The sequence below is a fragment of the Aminiphilus circumscriptus DSM 16581 genome (assembly GCF_000526375.1).
Lineage (GTDB): Bacteria > Synergistota > Synergistia > Synergistales > Aminiphilaceae > Aminiphilus > Aminiphilus circumscriptus.
Genome location: NZ_JAFY01000002.1, coordinates 1,294,738 through 1,317,597 on the forward strand (window position 1 = coordinate 1,294,738; position 22,860 = coordinate 1,317,597).

A 22,860-nucleotide genomic window follows, 5' to 3' on the forward strand; every position below is an offset into this window, starting at 1 on the left:
CACGGCGTTGCCCGCCCGACTTCGCCATTTTTCCCGAGAAAACAAGGATTTTTGAAAAAAGGGATGCAGTGTTCATGGGGGTTCAGAAGATCGGGAAGCCGGAAATCAAAATGTAGTGCCTAGCATATTTGCCCTATTGACATATTGTCTTTCTCCGGATATACTTCTTTTATGTATATCCGGGTGAAATCCTCAAAGCTCAGTCCGCGAAAATCAGTCCAGATCGTCAAATCCGTTCGCACCGGGAAACGGGTCTCCCAGGTCATTCTCCAGCACGTGGGAATAGCCCACGACGAGAAGCAGCTCTCCGAGCTCCGGGAACTGGGGCGGAAGCTCATTCTGGAGATGGAGGAGAGAGAGCAGCCCTCTCTTCCGGGGTTCTCCCTCCTCGAGAACGAAGAGGCGTGGGAGCGGCCGGTCGGGGACGGGGAGCGGGTCAGCCTCCGGGGGATGAAGAACCTGGAACAGGTGACGGAAGGGCCTGGGGAAGTCGTGGAGAGCCTGTTCTCCTCCCTGGGCTTCGAGGCGATCTTCGGGGTATCCAGCCGTGGGAAGGGGAACACGGAAGTCCTGAAGAAATGCCTCGCCTGCGCCCTCGCCAATCCTTCGAGCAAGCGGGGGATGTCCCGTTGGCTGGAGGACGAGGGCGGGACGGACATGTCGCTGAACAGGATCTACCGAATGATGGACGCCCTGGCGAAGAAGACGGACCGGGTGAGGGAGATCGTGGCGCGGGAGACCGCGTCCCTCTTCGAGACGAAGGCGTCGCTGCTGCTCTTCGATGTGACCACCCTCTATTTCGAAAGCTTTGAGGCGGATGCCCTGAGGGTGTCGGGGTACAGCAAGGACAACAGGATACAGGAGACCCAGGTGGTGCTCGCCCTGGCGGTGACGCCGGAAGGATTTCCCCTCTGGTACGACCTTTTCCCGGGAAACACCTTTGAAGGGCATACTCTTGTGCCTGTGCTCAGGAGATGCATGGAGACCTTCTCCCCCCGGCAGGCGGTGGTGGTGGCGGACCGGGCCATGTTCACGGAAGAGAACCTGCACGAAGTGGAGAAGGCGGGATGCTCCTTCGTCGTGGGAGCGAAACTCCGGGGTCTCAGCCGGACCATGAGGGAGAAAATCCTGGACGCCGGGAACTACTCCCCCCTGCCCGGAGGTTCGCCTGTCTTCCCGGAGGGTGAGAGAGAAACGTGCAGCCCTTCCCGTTGGTACTCCGTCCCCCTCGAAAACGGGAGAAATTTGCTCGTCACCTGGAGTGAACAACGAGCCCGGAAGGACGCCTCCGACCGGGAACGGCTTCTGGCCCGACTGCGGAAAAAACTGCAGGGGAAGAAGGCTCTTCCGGGAAAAAGCCTTGTCACCAACCGGGGGACGAACAAATACCTCTCCCTTGAAAATGCAAACGGACAGGACCGCTACATCCTGGACGAAGAGAAGATCCTCCGGGACAGCCGGTGGGACGGCCTTCACGGAGTCATCACCGACCTGCCCGTGGAAAGTGCCGCGGAAGCGCAGGACATCCTCGCCCATTACGGGAGCCTGTGGCGCATCGAAGAATCCTTCCGGGTGAACAAGCACGACCTCTCCATCCGCCCTGTCTATCACTGGGTACCCCGCAGGATCGAGGCCCACATAGCCCTCACCTACCTCGCCTTCGCCCTCCTCCGGCATCTCCAGCACCGAGTGGCGGTCCGGCAGAACGCGGTGATGAGCGCCCGGGCCATCCGGACCGCCCTGCTGGATGTCCAGTCCACCCTCATGAAGGACGAAGAGACGGGGAAACTCTACCGGTTCCCGAAGGCCATGAGCGAGAGCGCCCGGAAGATCTACCGTTCCCTGGGCCTCGTCCGGGGACTGGGGAACACGGAGATCCTGTCGGTGAGGAAATACAGGAACCGGAAAGGGATCCGGAGCGCCGGGACGGACGGAGACGGAACAGCGGGGGAAGAGACGGGCAGGAACTGAACGAGCCGGGAGCAGATCTCCTGTTTCCCTTTCGAAATACCTTTCGGAGCCCCGAGACACGGTGAGACCGAAAAATCCGCCTCAAACGACAGCCCCTCTTTTCACAGAATTGAAAAGAGGGGCTGTGTAGTGCCCACCCAAGATGCACTTTCCGGTGTTTGCAAGGCTTCCCGTTTCAAACCCGGCGAAGTCGGGGAAAAATCACGAAGAAGGAGGCCCGGCTGGACATCTTTCGTGCCAGGGAGTGTCAGCTCGAATACTGGGGTGTGCTGGAGCTGTGCGAGGGGTTTGAACGCGTCTTCGGACGTGCGCTCCAGGTCAACCTTCAGGAGGGGAATTCTCTGTCGGCGGTCTCCGGAGAGTAGCCGGGCACGGCGTTGCCCGACGCGCTCCGGAAAAGGCTCGAAAGGCTCTTTCGCGGGCGAACCGTCCCGAAAAAAGGCGGTTCGCCTCTTTTTGTACGTTCCTGCGGCATTTTTCCCGAATCAAGACCGGAACGACACCTATGTATGCTGACCTTGACTGCAGGAACGCTCGTTTGTGCGAAAGGCGGCGTTCTTTGGAGAAATCGCCTCGGCTCCGGCGTTCGACGAGGAACGCAGAGAGACGGCGAGCAAGCTCCATCTCGGAGTTCCTGGTTCGAAAACAACGCGTCCGACGTCACTTTCCGCGGAAGAGGAGTATCGCTCCCTGCCGAAGAGAGGAAACGAAACCTTTCTTCCGGAATAGGGTGCTGAGAGCGCGCCAATCCGCGCGCGAAGCCTTTCCGGTTCTTTTCACTCCAGCCAGCGCTCCACGTTCTGGAGGAACAGGCGGTGGAGATGGCGTGCCACCGGGCCGGGACGGCCGTTTCCCACGAGAGTGTTGCCGATCCGAACGACGGGCATGACCTCCTTCATGGAGGAGGCGAGAAAACATTCCTGGGCGAGGCGCAGCTCCTCGAGCCTTGGGGTGCGCTCCTCCACGGAAAATCCCGCTTCTCTGGCGAGGGTAAGCACCACTTGGCGGGTGATGGAGGAAAGAACCCGGGAGAGCGGTGCCGTGACGAGAACACCCTCTATGGCGAGGAAGACGCTGCTCGATGCAGCTTCGGTGATCTCTCCGTCCGGGCAGTAGAGGGCCTCGAAGAATTCTGCCCTCCCTCCCTTGGCCACGGAGGGAGCGAGGTAGTCGATGGTCTTCACCGAGGGGTGCGGACGGGGCTGGGGGAGCGGAAGAAGCGTCACGCCCTCCTGGTAGCAGCGGTCGTCGAAGCGGCGAACCGGCTCGAAAAGGACAAAAAGCCGCGGCGAGGGGAAGGTGCCGTTCCGGTTTTCGTCTCCTCCGGTCAGATAGGGGCGCACGAGGACTTCTCCGTCGCCGTCCATGCGGGAGATGCCCTCCCGGATGATCCGGCGCAGCTCGTCCATACCCAGGGGGGGCGCCATGTGCACCTGTTCCGCCGAGGCGAAAAAGCGTTCCAGGTGAGGAGTGAGGGCGAAGGGGCGTCTGCCGTAGGTGCGCAGGGAGTCGAAGACGCCGATGCCCCGCTGGATGGCCAGATCCGTCACGGGGAGGCACGCCTCCCGGAGGGGCACGTAGCTTCCGTTCAGATAGCAGATGGACATGGAGATCACCTCGGAAAGAAATTGGTTCGTCTCCGTCACGTGTGTGGAGCCGGCCTGATTCGCCCCGTTCCCGAAGGGACGGGAGAGTCGCGCCGATGGTTTCCGAAGGGGCGGAGTTTCCTGAGGGAGTATAGCAGGAACGACGCCAAAGGGGCAGTGTTGCTTCGTGAAAACGTCGCCCGTGGTCTTCCGGTCACGGCCGCGAGGTTGGAAAAGGCGAAGGGTTTTCACCTGCTGCTGTGCTTCGCGGATGCTTTTTCCGTCCTTTTGGCGGGTTTTTCCGTCGGGTGGTCGCGGAGAGAGAAAAAAGAGAAAAACAAGACGGACAATGGAAGTCCGTGTAAAATTCTGAAAGAAAACGTTTTCCCGGGAAACGTAAAGAGCGAGTTTTGCGAGGGCATTTCGCCGTATCCCTGGTGTGAAATGCCGAAGGAAAGGAACAAGGAACGTGGAGAACGGGGAGGTTGTGTCACGATGAGAACGAAGAGGTTCGCGCTGCGTTTCGTCGCTGCGGCGGCAATGGTGCTCCTTCTCGCGGGGGCGGCCTGGTGTGCCGACGTGGCTCTCACGTCGGTGGGGCAGAGTCCCGATGCGACCATGGTGAAGGTGGTCCTGAAGAAGCTCAAGGTGGAGAACGACCACGACAATCTGTTCACGCCGGAGAAGCTCGCCGGACAGAAAGTGCTCCTCGCCGTGGTCGGGGGCAGTTCAAAGGGACTCGGTGCCGCCGGAATCGACAAGGACCAGGAGAAGGCCCGGGCCGTGAGCCTGATCGAGGCGGCGAAGGAAAAAGGAATGAAGGTGCTCGTGCTCCACGTGGGTGGCGCGGGGCGGCGGGGCCAGCTCACGGACATGTTCATCGAGGCGGTGGTTCCCCTTGCGGATGCCCTGATCGTCGTCAAGGGAGGCAACGATGACGGTCTCTTCGGGCGTCTCATCGAGGGGAAGAATGTTCCCTTCACGGAAGTTCCCACCGTGCGGGATACCGAGGGACCTCTCGGGGAATTCCTCAAACAGTGGGGCGTCCTGTAGGTCGCGGCAATCATGGACTGGTTCTGGCCTGAAGGGTTTTACACCCTGGTCATGGTGGGGGTGTTCGTCCTCGGGGCCTTTGCCCTGAAACTGCCCATCGCCGTGGCCATGTCCCTGGCGGCGGTCTCGGGAGCTGTCGCGGCCGGGGAGGGCATTCCCCTCCGGCATCTCGTGGAGGGCACCTTCGGATATCTGGACACGATCCTCATCATCGCCTCGGCGATGATCTTCATGAAGACCGTGGAGCGCATCGGCCTTCTCGAGGCCGTGGCGGCCCGGATGATCCGCCGGTTCCGCTCCTTTCCGCTCCTGCTCTCCCTGGGCATTCTCCTGCTCATCATGGTGCCGGGGATGATCACTGGTTCCTCCACGGCGGCGGTGCTCACCACGGGTGCCCTCGTCGCGCCGGTGCTCATTCGGCTGGGTGTGCCGGTGCTCAAGACCGCCGCGGCTATCGCCATGGGCGCCATCTACGGCATGATCGCCCCGCCCATCAACCTTCCCGCCATGATCATCGGCGGCGGCATCGACATGCCCTACGTGGGCTTCGCCCTGCCGCTTCTGCTCTGCACGCTTCCCCTGGCGGCGGTGACGGCCCTTCTTCTCGTCTATCCCGACCTGCGGCGCTTCAAGGGGGACGAGGCGGCGCTGGAGGAACAGCTCCGGGAGATGGAGCGCACGCCTCTCACGCCGCGCCTCTTTCTGCCCATCCTCGTCCTCGTGGTTCTTTTGGGAGGCGAGACATTCCTGCCCGGAGTCTGGCCTCCCCTCGGCATGCCGCTGGATTTCCTGCTCGCCGCTCTGTCGGCGTTCCTCACGGGACGGCGCTGGAATCTCCTGGAGACAGCCACCTCCGCCGTTGAGGACACCCTCCCCGTGATGGGCATCCTCATGGGCGTGGGCATGTTCATTCAGGTCATGACGCTCATCGGTGTCCGGGGATTCGTGGTGGTCTCCGCGCTGGCGCTTCCCGCGTGGCTTCTCTACGTGGGTATCGCCACGTCGCTGCCGCTCTTCGGGGCCGTCTCCGCCTTCGGCGCCGCTTCGGTGCTCGGAGTGCCTTTCGTGCTCGCGCTGCTCGGCAAGAACGAGATCATTGTGGCTTCGGCCCTGTCCCTCATCGCCGGCCTGGGGGATCTGATGCCTCCCACGGCGCTCGCGGGCATCTTCGCCGCCCAGGTCGTGGGGGAGGAAAACTACTTCCGGGTCCTGAAGCATTGCGTGATTCCCGCCGTCCTCACCGCGGCCTGGGGGATCGCGATCATTCTTGGCGCGTCCTTTGTGGCGGGCGTTCTCTATTAGGGAGGGTGGGACATGACTACGGTCTATCGCGGCATTGTCGCTCTGGTCCTCTTCCTCGTGCTTCGCTGCATGTTTCGGGAGAAGGACTTCTGGAAGCAGGTCACGGGGGCGCTCGTCCTGATCCCTTTGGTGCTGCGCCTGCTTTTGCTCAAGTAGGGGAGGCGATCCGGTGAAGATTCTGCGCGGTACTCCCGTCACCGCACTCGTGCTTCTCATTCTCGCGGGGGCGGTGTCCTTCCTGGCCGCCCGGGAGTTTCTCTCCATGCGGGTTCCCGACGTGGTGGTTCCGGCTTCCGGATACGAGATGCATTTGCTTTCCGAGTGGGAACCTTCTCTCAAGGGGACTCCGGCGGACACGCCCGTGTACATTCAGGCCGGGAGCGAGCCGGGCGGCACGGTGCTCGTCATGGGGGGCACCCATCCCAACGAGCCCTCCAGCTCGCTCACGGCGGTGCTCTTTCTTGAACGTGCCCGGGTGAACCGGGGGCGCCTGGTGGTGATTCCCTTCGCGAACATCATGGGATTTTCCCACAACGATCCCCAGGAGGCATCGCCCCAGCGGCTTCACTTCACGCTCGCCGATGGTTCGGTGCGCACCTTCAAGTACGGATCGAGGGCGACGAATCCCATTCATGCCTGGCCCGCTCCGGACGTGTACATCCATCCTCAGTCCGGGCAGGAACTGTCCGGGAAGGAAAAGAGCAATCTCAACCGCGCCCATCCCGGCACACTCGACGGAGATCTCACGTCCAGGCTCGCCTATGGGCTGCGGCAGCTCATCGTCAAGGAAAAAATCGACCTCGCCTTCGACCTTCACGAGGCGTCGCCGGAATATCCGGTGGTCAACGCCATGGTGGCCCACGAGCGGAGCATGGAACTCGCTGCCATGGTTGCCATGGAGTTGGAGGGAGCGGGTATTCCCATGCGGCTCGAACCCTCTCCGAAGAATCTCCGCGGCCTTACCCACCGCGAGTGGGGCGATTTCACGGAGACCATGCCCATTCTTCTGGAGACGGCCAACCCCAGCCAGGGACGTCTCCGGGGGCGCACCGACGAGGAGCTGGTCCTCACCGGAAAGGACAAGTGTTACACGAAGGCCGCTGCGTTGGGGCGTCTCTTCGTCCCCTACGACGGTTCCCAGAGCATTGAATTGCGTGTGGCCCGTCATACCGTGACGGTGAAGACCTTTCTGGACATGCTCGGTCTTTTCGACGAGGCGAAGGAGGTGGACGTGGAGGGAATTCCGACCTATGAAGAGCTTCTTGGACAGGGGTACGGCGCGTTTCTGACGCCCCTGCCTCTGAAAGACGCCTCTCCGGGGTCCCAGCAGGGGTAGTTCAGAAAACATCTTCCCCCGGAGAGGCGACAGGACTGAGAAGGAGGAGAGAGCGAATGAAACGGTATGGAATCGCGGTGGTGCTCGTTCTGTTGACGGCTCTTCTGGCGGGATTCGCCTGGGCGGAGCCGAAGCCCGACGAAATCTACGCGGAGAACGGCATGGTGTCCTCAGCCCATCGCCTGGCGTCCCGGGCGGGGGTGGAGATCCTCCAGAAAGGCGGCAACGCCATCGACGCGGCGGTGGCCACGGCTCTCGCGCTGAACGTCGTGGAAGCCAACGCATCGGGCATCGGCGGTGGTGGTTTCATGACCGTCCGCTTCGCCAAGACCGGAGAAGTGGTGGTCCTCGATTACCGGGAGACCGCGCCCGCGTCGGCCACGAAAGACATGTTCGCCTCCGAGCAGGCCAAAACGGAGAAGTGGAGTGAGCTCGGCGGAAAATCCGTGGGCGTTCCCGGATGGCTCGCGGGCATGATGACCGCCCTGGAGAAATACGGCACCATGAGCTTCGCCGACGTTGCCCAGCCCGCCATTCGGCTCGCCGAAGAGGGGTTCAGCGTTGCCCCCATGCAGACCCAGATCATCACGGACGAGCTGGACAAGATCCTCGCCTACAACGATCCCGCCAAGGTGGCCTTCCTGAAGGACGGTCTCCCCTATCCCACGGGAGAGACGCTGAAGCAGCCCGCACTGGCCAAGACCTTCCGCCTCATCGGCGAGAAGGGGCTCAAGGCCTTCTACGACGGCCCCATCGGCCAGGCGGTCGTTGACGCGGTGAACGCCTCGGGTGGCGCCATGACCATGAAAGATCTCAAGACCTATACGGTGCAGGTGCGCAAGCCCGTCGAGGGAACCTACCGAGGCTACGCCATCTACTCCGTGCCCCCCGCATCGAGCGGCGGTACCCACATCGTGCAGCTTCTGAACATCATGGAGAACTTCCCCGTGAAGGAATGGGGACACAACGGCCCCCGGACATTGCACTTCCTCGCGGAGGCCATGAAGCTCATGTACGCGGACCGCAGCAAATACATGGCCGACACGGCCTTCGCAAACGTTCCCCTGGAAGGACTCACCTCCAAGGCTTACGCGAAGACGCTTGCCGAGAAGATCAAGGCCGACGTGGTCATGCAGGAAGTCGTTCCGGGCGATCCCTTCGCCTTCCAGGAGAAGAAGAGCGCCTACCTCGCGGGCGACCCTCAGGAGCGGATCTCCACGAGCCACTTCTCCGTGGTGGACAAGGAAGGGAACATCGTGGCCTCCACGAACACCGTGAACTACTTCTTCGGCTCCGGCGTGTTCGTTCCGGAATACGGATTCGTGCTCAACAACGAGATGGACGACTTCTCCAGCAACCCCGAGAGCGTGAACGCCCCCGAGCCGGGCAAGCGCCCTCTCTCCTCCATGTCGCCCACCATCGTCCTCGACCCGCAGGGAAAGCCCTTCATGGCCCTCGGTTCCGCGGGCGCAACCCGAATCATCACCGCCGTGAGCCAGATCATCATGAACGTGGTCGATTTCGGCATGCCCATGGACCTCGCCATCGAGCAGCCCCGCATCGCGAACCTCGTCTCGGGCGGCAAGGCGGCCCCGCTCGCCGTGGAAAAGGGCATCTCTCCGGAGACGATCCGCTTCCTCGAGTGGCGCGGGCACAAGGTGGACGTGAAGGACTTCGGCGGCTGGTTCGGAACGGCCCAGGGCATCCTCTTCAAGAACGGCAGGATGAACGGCGGAGCCGACAGCCGGCGCCTCGGGGTTCCCGTTGGGTACTGATCACCACTGGTTTCCCCGGGATTTCCGAAGCGGAGCATGGTAAAGAGGGAAGGGGCGCGAGCGTCTTGCTCGCGCCCCTTCTCAATACGCGAGCCGGCGCGGCAGGTCACCGAAGGAGATCGTCTCCCGTATGCCCCGTTCCTTCCATGAGACGTAATCCGCGGGAAGTCATCGGGAACCCTGGGTTACGTTCCCCGTCATGATCGCAAGGCAGCTTTCCAGATATGTGTCGCTTTCCCCGGGACTTTTCCCCGTCACGTAGGGAAGGACACGCAGGTCCGCCTCCTCGGCGTTGCGTCGCGCCTCTTCAGACCTCCGGAGCGTTCCGGGAAGCGTGGCGTATGCACCGAGATCGGGCGCGACCTTGACGCCTGCAGAGCATGGAAGCATTCTGAGAAAGCGATACAGCGCCTCCAAGCCACCTCCGGCGGTGGTGCCCACGGTTACCCCCGCTTTCCTCGCCAGGGTCATCAGGTGGTATCAGACGGCGAGGTGGGTCTGGGTCCCAAGAGGTTTTCATCTGACCTGAAACGGACATGGTAGAGACCGGAGAGCCTCAGAGGACGAAGTCCGTCACGTTGCCGCGAGAGAGGTTATTGAACGGAAGACGCTGTTTGGTTTACAATATAAGACATTGCGACTCTGGAATCCCCAGGGAAAATCCGCCGTTCTTTCGTCGTTCCCTTCTTGAAAAACCCTTGCGGGATCCGAAGAAAAGGGAGAGATGCAGTTATGGGAGCCACAAAGGTTGTCATTGCCCTCGGAGGAAACGCGTTGCAGGAAGCGGGAACACCACCAACGGCGGAGGCCCAGCTCGAGGTAGTGCGGAAGACCGCCGCCCACCTCGCCGAGATCAGTTGCCGCGGCTATGAGATGGCGGTCGTGCACGGAAACGGACCGCAGGTGGGGCGCATCGTCCTCGCCCAGGAGATCGCCGCGGCGGCGAATCCCGAGACTCCCGCCATGCCCTTCGACGTCTGCGGCGCCATGAGCCAGGGATACATCGGCTACCACATACAGCAGGCCCTTCGGGACGCGCTGCGGAACCGAAACCGGAACGTTCCCGTGGTGACCCTCATCACCCAGGTTGTGGTGGATCCGAACGATCCCGCCTTCAAGAATCCCACGAAGCCCATCGGTCCCTTCTATTCCGAGGAGGAGGCAAAACGCATTGCCGAGGAGAAGGGATATGTCGTCAAAGAGGACGCCGGGCGGGGGTGGCGCCGGGTGGTCGCGTCGCCGGAGCCGAAGAAGATCACCGAAATTTCCGCGGTGAAGCGTCTCTGGGATACCACCATCGTGGTGACCGCTGGAGGCGGTGGCATTCCCGTCATCGAGAACATGGACGGGTCCCTTACGGGCGTGGCCGCAGTGATCGACAAGGATCTGGCCGCGGAGAAGCTCGCCGAGGAGATCGAGGCGGACATCCTGCTCATTCTCACCGAGGTGGACAAAGTGTGTCTCGACTTCAAGAAACCCACGCAGCGGGTTCTTTCCTCCATGACCGTGGCTGAGGCGATCTCCTACATGGAGGAGGGACATTTCGCGCCGGGAAGCATGCTCCCCAAGGTGATGGCGGCCATCAAATTCGCCAGGACCTTTCCGGGACGCAAGGCGATCATCACCTCCCTCTCCAAGGCGGTTGAGGCGCTCGATGGACTGGAGGGCACGGTCGTCACCATGGCGTGACCCCCTCGGAAGGCCGAAAGGAACGTGTGTGGGAGCGGAGCAGCCGCGGAGACGTCGGCATGCTTCCGCCCCCTTTTTCATTGCACGGTGCAACGACGGAATGTCGGGCCACTTCCACCGCGGCGAAATGCCAAAAGAATCGGAACAAGCAAAAGGCGAGGCTCCTCCACCCTCTTCTTTTCCGGCGTCAGGGCGCAACCGCCGCCGGTATCGCGCTGCCTGGTTTGGCTGAGGACGGATATGATGTCCATCTTCTTCAGGTCCGGGTCGTGTTGCGTTCTCGGCGAGCAGGAACAGCCGCTCGCTTCCGTCCGACTGTGTGCCGTTTGTCGCACTTTTTACGGAGCCGATGGCCGGAGGGCGACGGAATGAAAAATCCTCCGTTGCATCTCCGTCGTTGGACCTGTAAGGTAGAGAAACAGCTGTGCCGAGGAGGCGATGTCCATGTCCTTTACTGTTGCCGTGGAGGGAAACGGTTCTCTGGAGAGCGATTCGCCCGTTGACGGAATAGGTGTCCTGAAAACGCTTCCTTTTCCGGAGCCGCACAAAGTGGTGGCCTGGAGGGTGAACAACTTCCTCCGCTCGCTCGCGTGGAAAGTCGATACTTCCGCATCGGTGTCGTTCGTGGACACCTCCTCCTTCGAGGGAAGCGACGTCTACCGCCGGACCCTGAGTTTCCTGCTCGTCCTGGCCTGCAGGAAAGCCCTGGACGAGGACGTGGTGATCCGTCATTCCATCAGCAACGCCCTCTACTGCGAACTCGCGGGCCGGTCCGCGACGGAGACCGATGTGGAGCGTGTGCGGGATTTCCTCCATCACTTCGTGGAGATGGACATCCCCATCGTGCCGGAGATTCACACGCTGGACCGTGCGGTGGATCTCTTTCAGCGTCAGGGCAACGAGGACAAGGCGCGTCTGCTCAAGTGGGCGGGACATGATCCATTGGTGCTCTATCGCTGTGCGGACCGGTACGCCTACTTCTACGCACCGCTGGCGCCCTCAACGGGGTATGTGAAGACCTTCGACGTCATGTTCCACGATCCCGGCATGGTGCTTCGCTGTCCCTCCGTGGTCTCTCCCGACGAGCTTCCTCCGTTCCAGGCTCCGCGCAGTCTGGTGGACGTGTTCCGGGAATATGGCGAGTGGCTCGACATCCTCGGCGTGAGCACCATGGCGAACCTGCACGAACAGGTCGCCGCGGGGAAGGGACTCGATCTCATCCTGATCTCCGAGGCGCTTCATGCCCAGCGCCTCAACCGCATCGCCGAGGAGATCGTCGCCCGGGGCACCGTCCGGGTGATTCCCATGGCGGGACCTTCCGGATCGGGAAAGACCACCACGTCACGGCGGCTGCGGACCCAGCTGCAGGTGGCGGGACTGCACCCGGTGACGCTCGAACTGGACGATTATTTCGTGGACCGCGAACGGACTCCCCGGGACTCCCAGGGAAACTACGATTTCGAAGCCCTGGAGGCGCTCGATCTGGAGCGTCTCGACGAGGATCTGCACGCGCTGCTCGCCGGGCGGGAGGTACGGCTTCCCAAATTCGACTTCCGCGCCGGAAAGAGCCATCCCGGTCGGAGTCTCCGCCTGAAGGAGCGGGACGTGCTCATCATGGAAGGCATTCACGGACTGAATCAGCGCGTTGTCGGGAGCCTTCCCCCCGGAACGGCCTTCGGCGTCTTCGTCTCGCCCCTCACGGGAGTGAGCCTGGACCGGCACAACCGCACGAGCACCACGGACAACCGCCTTCTCCGGCGCATGGTCCGGGATTCGAGGACCCGGGGGAGATCTCCGGAGGTGACGCTCCAGCAGTGGCCCTCGGTGATCCGTGGCGCGCAGAAGTACATTTTCCCCTACCAGGAGCACGCAGATGCCATGTTCAATACGGCCCTCATCTACGAGCTTTCCGTCCTCAAGGGGCATGCGGAGCCGCTGCTCCGGACCGTTCCCGAGACCTCGCCCGTGTTCGGAGAGGCCCAGCGGCTCCTCTCCATGCTCCATTTCGTTCCCTTCATCCCCGAGGGCAATGTGCCGAACGCGTCGATCCTCCGGGAGTTCATCGGCGGAAGCTGTTTCGGCGACTGAGCCGAAGGAAAAAAGGGCGGGCAAAAGTGGTGTTTCCAAGACTGTGCAAGCATTCCGGCCACATGGAGATCATTTTCCGGAGAGGAAAAAAATCGTGAAAAAAACAGAAAAAACACGTTTGTTCCGTGTATTTGAGAGAACGAAGGAGGAAAGGTTGACAAAAGAGAGCAAAAGAGGCTATGCTGCTCACGTGATGAGCAGCATAGCGAGAGTGACGGCGGAAAAACACGTTGATATCGCCCCGGAGGAGTGTGTTTCGTGAGTGCTCCGCTCGGTTCCACGGCGGCATCGCTTCCGGGAGGAGGAGGCATGGGGCTTCTGCTGGACGACAAGACGCTGCGGATTCTGGAGATTCTCTCCGACAGCTCCGAACCGATGGGCTCGTGGAACCTCGTGGAGCTTCTGGAGGGAAGGGGCATCTCGGTCAGTCCCGCCACCATCGGGCGAACGTTGAATCGGCTCGAGAGCCTGGGATATCTTGAAAAAGAGAAGTTCAAGGGACGGGTCATCACGCCCAAGGGCGAGGAGGCGATCCGCCTTTCCCAGGAACTCCGGGAGCGGAATTATTACAAGGAGCAGCTCGACGCCATCATCAACACCGACGTGCTGCAGAATTTTCTCATGGTTCTTGAGGCTCGGAAAGCCATCGAACGCTCCACGGTACGCCTCGCCGCGGAGCGGGCGAACGACGCGGAAGTACGGCACATGGAGGAGATTCTCGAACGGCAGAAGGCGCTCCGAGACCAGGGGTGCAGCATCGCCGACGAGGACAGGGCCTTTCACAAGGCCATCGCCGCCGCCTCGGGAAACAAGGCTCTGGAGATTCTCTACGCCATCATCTCCATGTCGGGGCAGCAGTCCCGCCTTTTCGAGCATCTGCGGAAAAAAGTGGCATCTCCCTATGTGACGGGGCATCTTCGGATCCTGGAGGCCATTCGGGACCACAAGCCGGACCGGGCGGAGATCTGCATGGTGGAGCACCTCGACGGACTCATGGAGGACGTGAACGCCTACTGGCATCACTATCATCCCAAGTAGGCGAAAGGGGAAGAAAGGCGCCTTGCGCGACGGCAAGGCGTTTTTTCAGAACATTTAATTGCTACTCACGAGATGAGCAGTGTTGTTTTCCCGGAAGGAGCGCGACGAACGTGGACGGAGACAAGGCATTCGACGCAATCGTCATCGGTGGGGGCATCATCGGTCTTTCCTGCGGCTACTATCTCTCCCGTGAAGGCAAACGGGTGCTGGTTCTGGAGAAGGGCGAGCCCGGCTGCGGCGCTTCCGGATCCTGCGACGACATGATTCTCTTTCAGTCCAAGAAACCCGGAGTGCTTCTGGAGATGACCTTTTTGAGCCGTGATCTCTACAGAACGCTCGAAGCGGAACTCGACATGAAGGTGGAATTCCAGAACCTCGGAGGCATGATTCTCATAGAGAACGAGGCGCACCTGGCGATCATGGAGGATTTTGTCACCCGGCAGCGGGCCTGCGGCCTCTCGGTGGAGATGCTGGATCGGCGGGAAGCGCTGCGGCGCCAGCCCTGTGCCGGTCCCTCCATCGTGGCCTCCACGTATTGTCCCGACGATTCCCAGGCGAATCCCTTCAAGGTCATGGCGGCCTTCCGCGCCGCGGGCGAGCGGAAAGGCATGCGTCTTCGCAAACGTGCGGCGGTGACGGCGACGTGCCCTCTTCCCGGAGGAGGATGGGAGGTAGCCACCGAGACGGAGCGTTATCGCGCCGATCTCGTGGTGAACGCCGCCGGAGCCTGGGCGGCACAGCTCGCCGCCCAGATCGGTCTGGATCTGCCCATCGTGCCCAGACGCGGACAAATTCTCGTCACTGAGGCCGTGGGGCTTCCCGGCGAAACGAACGTCTGGAGTTCCGAGTACATCGTCTCCAAGCTTCGCCCCGATATGGCCGGGCGGGACGAGCGTTCCCGCAGGCTCGGTCTCGGATTTGCCTTCTCCAGAACCTGGCATGGCAACTATCTCATCGGCAGCACCAGGGAAAACGTTGGATTCGACAAGAGAACCACCGGAGAAGCCCTCGACGCGGTGGCCGCAAAGGCGGTGGAGCTTTTTCCTGTCCTCGGTCAGGTTCACGTGGTGCGGTCCTTCTCCGGCCTCCGTCCGGCCTGCGTGGACGGAAAGTGCATTCTCGGCGAGTCGCCCCGGCATCCCGGCTATTTCATCGCCGCCGGGCACGAGGGGGACGGCATCGCGCTGGCTCCCGTGACGGGGAAGTTCCTTGCGGATCTCGTCTGCGGACGCAAGACGGAGTTGGATCTGACGGAACTGCACCCGGGGCGTTTCTGCGACGCCAAGGTGGCGTAGGAGGTTTTGCGGAAACAGCAGCCTCTTGCAACGTGTGCGTGTCGGGCGGATGCCGCCGAAGACGGTCGGCCAGGTCTCAGGGATGCTTTGCCGAAGGAGGAGCGGGCCCCTCTTCCTGCGGAGCGGTTATGGCGTGTGGAGACGACGGAGGTGCCGCGGGCGTGCGGAAATGCCGCCATCTCTTCGTTCCACTCCGGCGGAAAGACGTTGCGTGGATTTTTCCGCCGGCGACGAGGTCGGATCGGTCATCGACGTGTCGGATTTTTCGGACGGCCCGATGATCCCCGGAGAACGTGAAAGGGGAGGATCGACTCATGGCATTGGGCACCTGGTTGTGGATCATCACCATAGGCTTCTGTCTCGCCTTCCTCGTCATTTCCTGGAAAGTGAAGGACAAGGCCACCTCGAGTTACGCGGAATATGTCATCGGCGGCGGAAGTCTGCCCTTTTTTCTCATCTTCTTCACCCAGTTCGCCACCATCATGGGGGTGGGCAATTTCGTGGGCCATGCCGCCTCGGGAGCGCGGGTGGGGTTGCCCCACATGTTCTTCATCCTCGGAGAGCAGGGATCCAAGATCATCTTCGCCCTCTTCTTCGCGGGATTGGCGGGGCGCTTCACCTACAAGACCGTGTCGGAAATGATGGACGATCTCTTCGTCCGCGACCGGGTGACCCGCATGCTGGTGGGACTCGTCGCCTCGCTCATCATGATCGCCTGGGTGGGCGGACAGGGCAAGGCCTTCGGCCACATCTTCAGCGTCATCACCGGTGCGAACCCCACCTGGATCATTCTCTTCTTCTCCGCGGTGTTCATCCTCTACACCACCCTCGGCGGCATCTATTCCGTGGTGTGGACCGACTTTCTCCAGGGCATTCTTATGTTCGTCTTCGGAGCGGTGTTCTACTACTACGCCTTCGCTCCCGTGGATTTCAGCCTCACCCAGCTGGCGACGAAACTCGCCGAGGGAGGACACGGCAATCTCTGGGCGGTGGAGCATGTGAACACCATGTCCCTCGTCACCATGTTCGTCACGGGGTGCATCGGCATCCTCGCCGCCCAGATCTACTGGCAGCGCTGTTTTGCCGCGAAGGACGGGCGTACCGCCCGGAACGGTCTGCTCTATAGCGGCATCATCGCGATTCTCATGGTGATGCTCACGGCTCTCGTGGGAATGGTCATCGTGGCGGTGAACCCGGAGATCCTGAGCGCGGACGGCAAGCTCGCCGCGGATCCCATGTCCTGGTTCCTCCAGAGCGCGCACATTCCGACCTTCGTCGCGGCCATGATCTTCGCGCTCATTCTCGCCGCGGGCATGTCCTCCGCGGACTCGAATCTCAATTCCGCGGCCACGCTCATCGTGAACGACCTGATTCTGCCTCTCAAGAAGGACGCCACGGACCAGGAACTGGTGCGCTACGTCACCATCGCCACCGTCGTGGTGGGCATCTTCGCGGCTCTGGCCGCCCTTTACGCCACCACCATCATCGGCCTTTTCTCCAAGGCCTATTCCATCGCCGGAGGAGCCCTGGTACCGCTGCTTCTCGTGGGGCTTCTCTGGAAAAAGCGCGCCGGCGAGGAATTCCGCATGGGAACCAGGAACAGCAACATCACTCCCTGGGGGGCGCGAACCGGCATCGTCGTGGGTGGTGTGCTCACCCAGGTGGAAGCCCTCGGTGCACACCGGAATCTCATCGCTCTCGGGGTGTCCGCTCTGCTCATCGTGGTGGTTTCCCTGTTGACGAAGGAAAGCATGGAGGAGAGTTCCCTGCGGGCGTGAGACGAGCCGCACAAAGAGAAACCGTGCCCCGTTCCGGGCGAGGATGGTCCGGAACGGGTTTTTCGAAAAAGCACGCTGCCCCGTGCGAGCGAAAAACGAGAGTTTCCCCGCAGTCGACGAGGTGTGTACGTTCAAAGCGCTCCTGCCCGCCGTTTCGTCCGGATCTCCCGAAAACCGAGCCGTCCGCTTTCTTCGGAGGGGGCGTGCCTATGGAGTGTTGCCGGAGAATCGGTCGCGCCGAGAAAGGACATTTCCGCCGGAAACGGGTGAAAGAAAAACGTGATGCGACGAAGCTCTTTGTCACACCGGCGCTCCTCCCGGAGGGGAGCGAAGAAAGGAGTCTGATGGACATGCGGGAATGGGGACGATTGATCACCGCGATGGCGACGCCCTTCGACGCCGCGCTCGACGTGAACTACACCGAGGCGGCGGCTTTCGCGAAAAAACTTGTCGCCGAGGGAAGCAGTGCCCTCGTCATCGGAGGGACAACGGGGGAGGCCCCCACGCTGTCGGAAGAGGAGAAGTGCCGTCTCTTCCGGGCCGTGAAGGAGGCCGTTTCCGTGCCCGTTATCGCCGGCATCGGAACGAACTGCACGAGGAGCACCGTCGCGATGGGGAAAAAGGCGGCGGAGTGCGGCGTGGACGGCGTGCTCGTGGTGGTTCCCTACTACAACAAGCCGCCCCAGCAGTCTCTGTACGAGCATTTCAAGGTCGTGGCCGAAGAGGTGAAGCTGCCGGTCATGCTCTACAACGTGCCGGGCCGGACCTCGTGCAATCTCGCGTCGGAGACGGCGGCGGCCCTCTCCCGGGTTCCGGGCATCGTGGCCCTCAAGGAGGCGAGCGGCGATCTGGAGCAGACCACGAGAGTGCTTCGGGATGCCCGAAAGGGATTTTCCGTCTACACCGGCGACGATCCGCTGACGATTCCCACCTTGGCCGTGGGCGGATACGGCGTGGTGAGCGTGGCGGCCATGATCGCGGGTCCCCGGATGAAGCGCATGATCGATGCCTTTTGCGCCGGAAACGTCACGGAGGCCGCGACGATTCACCAGGAACTCGCGGAACTCATCAAAGCCCTCTTCGTGACCACCAATCCGATTCCCGTGAAGGCCGCCCTCACGCTCCTGGGCATTCCCGTGGGAGGGCATCGCCTGCCGCTCACCGGAGCGACTCCGGAGGTGGTGGAGACGCTTCGCGCCGCTCTGGGAAAACTGGGGCTTTTGTAAGGGGGCTCTTCGGATCATGACGGAACGGATCGGTCGCGGACACAATGTCCGAGGTGTGGACGCGAAGAAGGAGGTTTTCGAGGGATGACGTTTTCCCGAAGATTCGGAAGGCTCCTACAGGTGGATCTCACCTCTCGGAGCGTGGAGGAGTTCTCGATACCCCCGGAGGAGGTGCGCCGCTTTCTCGGCGGCAAAGGGCTCGGGATCCGGCTTCTGGAGGAACTCTTGCCGCCGGGAACCGATCCGCTGGCCCCGGAGAATCTGCTGCTTTTTCTGAATGGTCCTTTCACGGGGACGCCTTTTCCAACCTCGGGGCGCTTTGCGGTGATCACCAAGTCCCCCTTGACGGGGCTTTTCACGGACAGCCACGCCGGAGGTTTCTTCGGTCCCGAACTCGCCAAGGCGGGATGGGACGGCATCGTGGTCCGCGGTGCCTCTTCGGAGCCGTGTTATCTCTGGATCGACGATGACAGGGTCGAAATCCGGGACGGGGCGTTCCTGAAGGATCTCCCCGTGAGCGCCAAGGTGGAGGCGGTTCGAGGCGTCACGTCCGAAAAGGCCCACGTGGCCTCCATCGGTCCCGCCGGGGAACGGCGTGTGCGCATCGCCACCATCACCGTGGATCGTGACGGCGATCCCTGGCGGTCCGGCATCGCCGCCCGGGGTGGTCCCGGAGCTGTCATGAGCAGCAAGGGGCTGCTCGCCGTGGCGGTGCGCGGCACGGGAAACGCACCCCTCGCGGATACGGAAAAAATGCGTGCGCTGGCGGTGCGGATGAACGCCGCCATGCGGGAGAATTCCATGATCCACATCCGCCGCACCGTGGGGACCTCCTTCTGGGTGGATTCCATGAATCGGGCGGGGATGCTCCCCACCCGCAATTTCCAGAAGGCGTCCCTTCCCTTTCACTACGGGCTCACCGCACCAAATCTGCGCTACTACACGAAACGGGACGTGGCCTGTTTCAACTGCACCATCGCCTGCGGCAAGGTGGCCCGTTTCGGTGACGTGGAGGCGAAGGTGGAGTTCGAGTCCATCGCGCTTCTCGGCAGCAACGACGGCATGAAGGACGTGGCGGAGGTCGGACGGGCGGTGCACTGCTGCAACGAACTCGGCCTGGACACCATCTCCGCCGGGGCGGTGGTGAGCTTCGCCATGGAGTGCGGCGAGAAGGGGCTCCTCTCGGGCGTTCCCGCCTTCGGAGACGGGGCGGGACAGCTTCGCCTCCTGGAGGATCTGGCCTATCGGCGCGGCGCGGGAGAACTCCTCGCGGACGGCGTGCGCCTTGCCTCGGAGAAGATCGGCGGAGGGAGCGAGTCCTGGGCCATGCACGTCAAGGGCATGGAGATTCCCGGATACGAACCCCGCGGCGCCTGGGGTATGGCGCTCGCCTATGCCACGTCCGACCGCGGAGCGTGCCATCAGCGGGCCTGGACCAGCCGGGCCGAGATCGACGGAGAGCTTCCCCGATTTTCCCGGGACGCCTTTCCCCGGTTCGTGAAGGATGTCCAGGACGAGCGCGCCGCTGCCTATTCCCTGGTGGTGTGCGATTTTCTCCCCATGACGACGGAGGATTTGGAAGAGGGGCTCGCCGCCGCCCTCGGAGAGCCCTTTTCCTATGAGGAGTATCTCCGGGTGGGGGAGCGCATTTGGAACTGCATCCGTCGCTTCAACCACCGGGAGGGAGGAATCTCGAGGCGGGACGACACGTTGCCGCCCCGAATCCTCGAAGAGGCGCTCGAACTTCCCCCCGGCCTGGAGCGCCGCTCCGTACGGCTTACCCGGGAGGACCTGGAGGCCATGCTCAATGCCTATTACGCCCTTCGTGGGTGGGATGACTCGGGATTGCCCACGGCGGAAACGCTGTGCGCCCTCGGAGTGCTCTCCTGAGAAAAGCACTGTCAGAACTGTCCTCCGGGGGCGCGTGTCCTAGGCCTCGAAGGTCCCCTTCGCAAGAAGGGTGCCGTTTCGGAGCAGGATGCGCCCCCGGGCGAGGACGGAGGAAATGTGCAAGGTCTCCCGATCCAGAAGCACGAGATCCGCATCGAACCCCCGCCGGAGGGCCCCTTTGCCCGGGAGCTTGTACACCGTTGCGGGTGTGGAGGTGACCACGGGAAGGGCCTCCGCCAGGGGAACGCCTTCTGTGAGGACCGCCTCGCGCACGGCCTCGAAGAGAGATTCCACGCTGCCCACGGTAAGCCCCTTGAGCGTGCCCGCGGCGTCGAAATCGGGGAGGCTCCCCTGTCCGTCGGAACTGAAGGAGATCCGTTCCGGCGGAACGCCGGCCTCCAGGAGCCGCCGCAGCGCTTCCGCGCAGGACACCTCGCCTTCCTCCAGGAATTTCCGGGTCGTGCTCGTGGTGAGGTCCACGAATCCCCCGCCTTGGGCGTAGCGAATCCCCTCCTCGAAAAGGCTGGGATTTCTGTTCATGTGCGTGGGCAGAAACTGGGAGAGAGGAATCTCCGTCTCCGCGCAGATCCGCCGGAGAAAATCCAGTCCCCGGGGGCCGTCCCCGAGATGGACGTTCACCACCCCCGCCTTTCCTGCGAGCATGCCTCCAACCCTGGCCGCCGCGGCCACCTTCGCCACCTCTTCCACGAGTGGTTGTGAGGAGCGGTGGTCCGAGAGGGCGATTTCTCCGACGCCGATGATGCGGTCCACGAGGACGAGATCGCCTTCCACGGAGCCCGTGAGAGTCTTCACCGGCAACTGGTAGGAGCCCACGAGGCACCAGGCGCTGACGCCCTCCTCGACGAGTCCCCGGGCTTTCGCCACGAGGTTCGCCGTCGTTCGGGTCACGCTGTCTGTTCCGAGAACGCCTACCACGGAGGTGACGCCTCCCCTGACGAGGGAGGAAAGAGCGATCTCGGGCGTGCGGGTGGCGAACCCTCCCTCGCCGCCGCCGCCGCAGAGATGCACGTGGCCGTCCACGAAACCCGGAACGGCGAACAGGTCCGACGCATCCAGCACTTCCAGGTCCGGCAGCGTGCCGTTCTCCGGAAAGTCCTGCCCCATCCAGGCGATGCGCTCTCCCGCCAGGAGAATGTCCCTTCGTCCCAGTGGTTCCGGGGCGTAGACCGTGGCGTTTTTCACGAGTACAAACATGGTCATTCCTCCCGTCTCACCGGTGCGGTGTTCCACCGGTGGGGTTTTCGATACCCTCCCCATCCTACAGATCCCGCTCCTTCTCCGCAAGACGAGAGAACGAGGGACTGTTCCGAAGGGGGCGAAACCGATAGAATGCGTAGGGGGTCGGAAACCCCGCTTTTGCGTCGTTCCGTCGGAGGAAAAAGAGTGCTTTCCCGTAGTCGGGCGACGAGGTAACCTGAGAGCCGCAAGGAGGAAGAACATGCGGGTGTGCATGATCGGAACGGGATACGTAGGGCTCGTCACGGGAGTCTGTCTCGCCGAGACGGGCAACGATGTCTGGTGCGTGGACATCGACGAGACGAAGATCACCCGGCTGAACAAAGGAGAACTTCCCATTTACGAGCCGGGTCTCGAAGAAGTGCTCCGGCGCAACCTCAAGCAGGGCCGTCTCCACTTCACCACGAGTCTGGAGCAGGGCGTCCGGTCGAGCCTTTTCGTCTTCATCGCCGTTGGAACCCCTCCCGGCGAGGACGGAAGAGCGGACCTGCAGCACGTCCTCGCCGTGGCGGAACAGATCGGGGCGTGTCTGGACAGCTACAAGATCCTGGTTCTCAAGTCCACGGTTCCCGTGGGGACCACGCTGCGGATGAAGACCATCGTGGAGGAGGCATTGCAGCGCCGGGGAAGGCGGGACATCGAGTTCGACGTGGCTTTCTGCCCCGAATTTCTCAAGGAGGGGTCCGCCGTGGAGGATTTCCTCCATCCCGACCGGGTCGTGGTGGGCACGGAGAACGGGCGCACCGCGGAGTTTCTGAAGGAACTCTTCGCTCCCTTCATCCTCCGGGAGAACAGCCTCTTCGCCATGAGCATTCCCAGCGCGGAACTCACCAAATACGCCGCCAACGCCATGCTCGCCACCCGAATCAGCTTCATGAACGAACTCGCGGCGTTCTGCGAAGCCGTTGGGGCGGACATCGAGGAAATCCGCGTCGGTATCGGCTCGGACAGCCGTATTGGCCACGCTTTTCTCCAGGCCGGGCTCGGCTACGGCGGGTCCTGCTTTCCCAAGGACGTGAAGGCCCTCATCCATTCCGCCCGGGAGAAGGAGTACGACCTGTCCATTCTTCGGGCCGTGGAGGAGGTGAACCGGCGACAGCGGCAGGTGTTCCTCGACAGGATGGAGCGCCATTATGGAGGCAGAGAGAACCTGGCGGGGAAGACCTTCGCCCTGTGGGGGCTGAGCTTCAAACCCAACACGGACGACATTCGGGAGGCGCCGTCCCTCTTTCTGGTGCGTGAACTGCGCCGCCTCGGCGCGTCGATACGGGCCTACGACCCCGTTGCTGAGGCGAACGCCCGGGCGCTTCTGGGAGACGACCCCGGCATCGTCTACACCGAGGACTGTTACGACGCTCTCTCCGGAGCCGACGCCCTTCTCCTCGTGACCGAATGGCCCTTGTTTCGGCATCCCGATTTCGACCGCATGAAGTCCCTGCTTCGGGAAGCGGTCATCTTCGACGGGCGGAATCTCTACGCGCCGGATCGAGCCCGTGCGATGGGATTTGTCTGCTACGGCATCGGCAGAGGAGGCGTGTGACCCGGGCCGGACAAAGAGCCAGGTGCCCTTCGGGCA

General features: G+C 62.4%; 18 protein-coding genes. 15 read left to right on the forward strand and 3 right to left on the reverse strand.

Going from position 1 to position 22,860, the window contains the following annotated elements; translation table 11 throughout:
• The first annotated feature begins 171 nt into the window (after positions 1-171).
• Positions 172-1,971, forward strand: coding sequence for an IS1634 family transposase (locus K349_RS0106720; protein ID WP_026369054.1), 1,800 nt, complete (start codon positions 172-174; stop codon positions 1,969-1,971).
• Positions 1,972-2,747: 776 nt separating this feature from the next.
• On the opposite strand, the gene K349_RS0106735 is transcribed toward K349_RS0106720, so the two are convergent.
• Positions 2,748-3,617 carry an aminotransferase class IV gene (locus tag K349_RS0106735; protein WP_245588008.1) on the reverse strand — a complete coding sequence of 290 codons (870 nt, stop codon included), beginning with the start codon at positions 3,615-3,617 and terminating at the stop codon, positions 2,748-2,750.
• 435 nt (positions 3,618-4,052) lie between these two features.
• Between K349_RS0106735 and K349_RS0106740 the strand changes: the two genes are divergently transcribed.
• From K349_RS0106740 to ggt, 5 genes are read left to right on the forward strand one after another with little or no spacing between them, the layout of a single operon-like run.
• Positions 4,053-4,610 carry a DUF6305 family protein gene (locus K349_RS0106740; protein ID WP_026369058.1) on the forward strand — a complete coding sequence of 186 codons (558 nt, stop codon included), beginning with the start codon at positions 4,053-4,055 and terminating at the stop codon, positions 4,608-4,610.
• 12 nt (positions 4,611-4,622) lie between these two features.
• A complete protein-coding gene (locus K349_RS0106745; RefSeq protein ID WP_026369059.1) occupies positions 4,623-5,912 on the forward strand; it encodes a TRAP transporter large permease subunit in 1,290 nt (429 codons plus the stop codon).
• 12 nt (positions 5,913-5,924) lie between these two features.
• Positions 5,925-6,068, forward strand: coding sequence for a hypothetical protein (locus K349_RS19330; protein WP_169731313.1), 144 nt, complete (start codon positions 5,925-5,927; stop codon positions 6,066-6,068).
• 13 nt (positions 6,069-6,081) lie between these two features.
• Positions 6,082-7,248, forward strand: a complete 1,167-nt coding sequence (locus K349_RS0106755) for a succinylglutamate desuccinylase/aspartoacylase family protein (protein ID WP_026369060.1) — start codon at positions 6,082-6,084, stop codon at positions 7,246-7,248.
• 56 nt (positions 7,249-7,304) lie between these two features.
• Positions 7,305-9,023: a gamma-glutamyltransferase gene (ggt, locus tag K349_RS0106760; protein WP_026369061.1), complete on the forward strand. Its 1,719-nt coding sequence runs from the start codon at positions 7,305-7,307 to the stop codon at positions 9,021-9,023.
• Positions 9,024-9,191: 168 nt separating this feature from the next.
• Here the strand turns inward: ggt and K349_RS0106765 are convergent, their stop codons facing one another.
• Positions 9,192-9,494, reverse strand: coding sequence for a hypothetical protein (locus K349_RS0106765; protein ID WP_157367305.1), 303 nt, complete (start codon positions 9,492-9,494; stop codon positions 9,192-9,194).
• Positions 9,495-9,755: 261 nt separating this feature from the next.
• Here K349_RS0106765 and arcC point away from each other — a divergent pair, with 261 nt between their 5' ends.
• From arcC to K349_RS0106810, 8 genes are all read left to right on the forward strand, one after another.
• Positions 9,756-10,712: a carbamate kinase gene (arcC, locus tag K349_RS0106770; RefSeq protein WP_026369063.1), complete on the forward strand. Its 957-nt coding sequence runs from the start codon at positions 9,756-9,758 to the stop codon at positions 10,710-10,712.
• 444 nt (positions 10,713-11,156) lie between these two features.
• Positions 11,157-12,800: a nucleoside kinase gene (locus tag K349_RS0106775; RefSeq protein ID WP_026369064.1), complete on the forward strand. Its 1,644-nt coding sequence runs from the start codon at positions 11,157-11,159 to the stop codon at positions 12,798-12,800.
• 94 nt (positions 12,801-12,894) lie between these two features.
• The gene (locus K349_RS0106780) at positions 12,895-13,062 is read left to right on the forward strand and encodes a hypothetical protein (RefSeq protein ID WP_157367306.1); all 168 of its coding nucleotides are present in this window, start codon (positions 12,895-12,897) and stop codon (positions 13,060-13,062) included.
• Positions 13,059-13,838 (forward strand): FCD domain-containing protein, encoded by a 780-nt coding sequence (locus tag K349_RS0106785; protein WP_026369066.1) that lies wholly within the window; start codon positions 13,059-13,061, stop codon positions 13,836-13,838. Before K349_RS0106780 ends, K349_RS0106785 begins: the two co-directional genes overlap by 4 nt.
• A gap of 110 nt (positions 13,839-13,948) precedes the next feature.
• Positions 13,949-15,133, forward strand: coding sequence for an NAD(P)/FAD-dependent oxidoreductase (locus tag K349_RS0106790; protein ID WP_026369067.1), 1,185 nt, complete (start codon positions 13,949-13,951; stop codon positions 15,131-15,133).
• A gap of 314 nt (positions 15,134-15,447) precedes the next feature.
• The gene (locus K349_RS0106800) at positions 15,448-16,911 is read left to right on the forward strand and encodes a sodium:solute symporter family protein (protein WP_026369068.1); all 1,464 of its coding nucleotides are present in this window, start codon (positions 15,448-15,450) and stop codon (positions 16,909-16,911) included.
• 350 nt (positions 16,912-17,261) lie between these two features.
• The gene (gene dapA, locus K349_RS0106805; protein WP_026369069.1) at positions 17,262-18,137 is read left to right on the forward strand and encodes a 4-hydroxy-tetrahydrodipicolinate synthase; all 876 of its coding nucleotides are present in this window, start codon (positions 17,262-17,264) and stop codon (positions 18,135-18,137) included.
• A gap of 84 nt (positions 18,138-18,221) precedes the next feature.
• Positions 18,222-20,027, forward strand: a complete 1,806-nt coding sequence (locus K349_RS0106810) for an aldehyde ferredoxin oxidoreductase family protein (RefSeq protein WP_026369070.1) — start codon at positions 18,222-18,224, stop codon at positions 20,025-20,027.
• Between the two features lie 39 nt (positions 20,028-20,066).
• Here K349_RS0106810 and iadA read toward each other — a convergent pair whose 3' ends face one another.
• Complete coding sequence (iadA, locus tag K349_RS0106815; protein WP_026369071.1) at positions 20,067-21,242, reverse strand: beta-aspartyl-peptidase; 1,176 nt, start codon at positions 21,240-21,242, stop codon at positions 20,067-20,069.
• Between the two features lie 244 nt (positions 21,243-21,486).
• On the opposite strand from iadA, the gene K349_RS0106820 reads away from it, so the two are divergent.
• Positions 21,487-22,824, forward strand: coding sequence for a UDP-glucose dehydrogenase family protein (locus K349_RS0106820; protein WP_026369072.1), 1,338 nt, complete (start codon positions 21,487-21,489; stop codon positions 22,822-22,824).
• The last annotated feature ends 36 nt before the right edge of the window (positions 22,825-22,860 follow it).

Bases quoted from the DNA above. Each gene is read 5' to 3' on its own strand.
- K349_RS0106745 (WP_026369059.1), top strand. From the start codon at position 4,623: ATGGACTGGTTCTGGCCTGAAGGGTTTTACACCCTGGTCATGGTGGGG.
- K349_RS0106810 (WP_026369070.1), top strand. From the start codon at position 18,222: ATGACGTTTTCCCGAAGATTCGGAAGGCTCCTACAGGTGGATCTCACC.
- arcC (WP_026369063.1), top strand. From the start codon at position 9,756: ATGGGAGCCACAAAGGTTGTCATTGCCCTCGGAGGAAACGCGTTGCAG.
- K349_RS0106765 (WP_157367305.1), bottom strand. From the start codon at position 9,494: ATGACCCTGGCGAGGAAAGCGGGGGTAACCGTGGGCACCACCGCCGGA.
- K349_RS19330 (WP_169731313.1), top strand. From the start codon at position 5,925: ATGACTACGGTCTATCGCGGCATTGTCGCTCTGGTCCTCTTCCTCGTG.
- K349_RS0106800 (WP_026369068.1), top strand. From the start codon at position 15,448: ATGGCATTGGGCACCTGGTTGTGGATCATCACCATAGGCTTCTGTCTC.
- K349_RS0106820 (WP_026369072.1), top strand. From the start codon at position 21,487: ATGCGGGTGTGCATGATCGGAACGGGATACGTAGGGCTCGTCACGGGA.
- iadA (WP_026369071.1), bottom strand. From the start codon at position 21,242: ATGTTTGTACTCGTGAAAAACGCCACGGTCTACGCCCCGGAACCACTG.
- dapA (WP_026369069.1), top strand. From the start codon at position 17,262: ATGCGGGAATGGGGACGATTGATCACCGCGATGGCGACGCCCTTCGAC.
- K349_RS0106740 (WP_026369058.1), top strand. From the start codon at position 4,053: ATGAGAACGAAGAGGTTCGCGCTGCGTTTCGTCGCTGCGGCGGCAATG.
- K349_RS0106720 (WP_026369054.1), top strand. From the start codon at position 172: ATGTATATCCGGGTGAAATCCTCAAAGCTCAGTCCGCGAAAATCAGTC.
- K349_RS0106775 (WP_026369064.1), top strand. From the start codon at position 11,157: ATGTCCTTTACTGTTGCCGTGGAGGGAAACGGTTCTCTGGAGAGCGAT.
- ggt (WP_026369061.1), top strand. From the start codon at position 7,305: ATGAAACGGTATGGAATCGCGGTGGTGCTCGTTCTGTTGACGGCTCTT.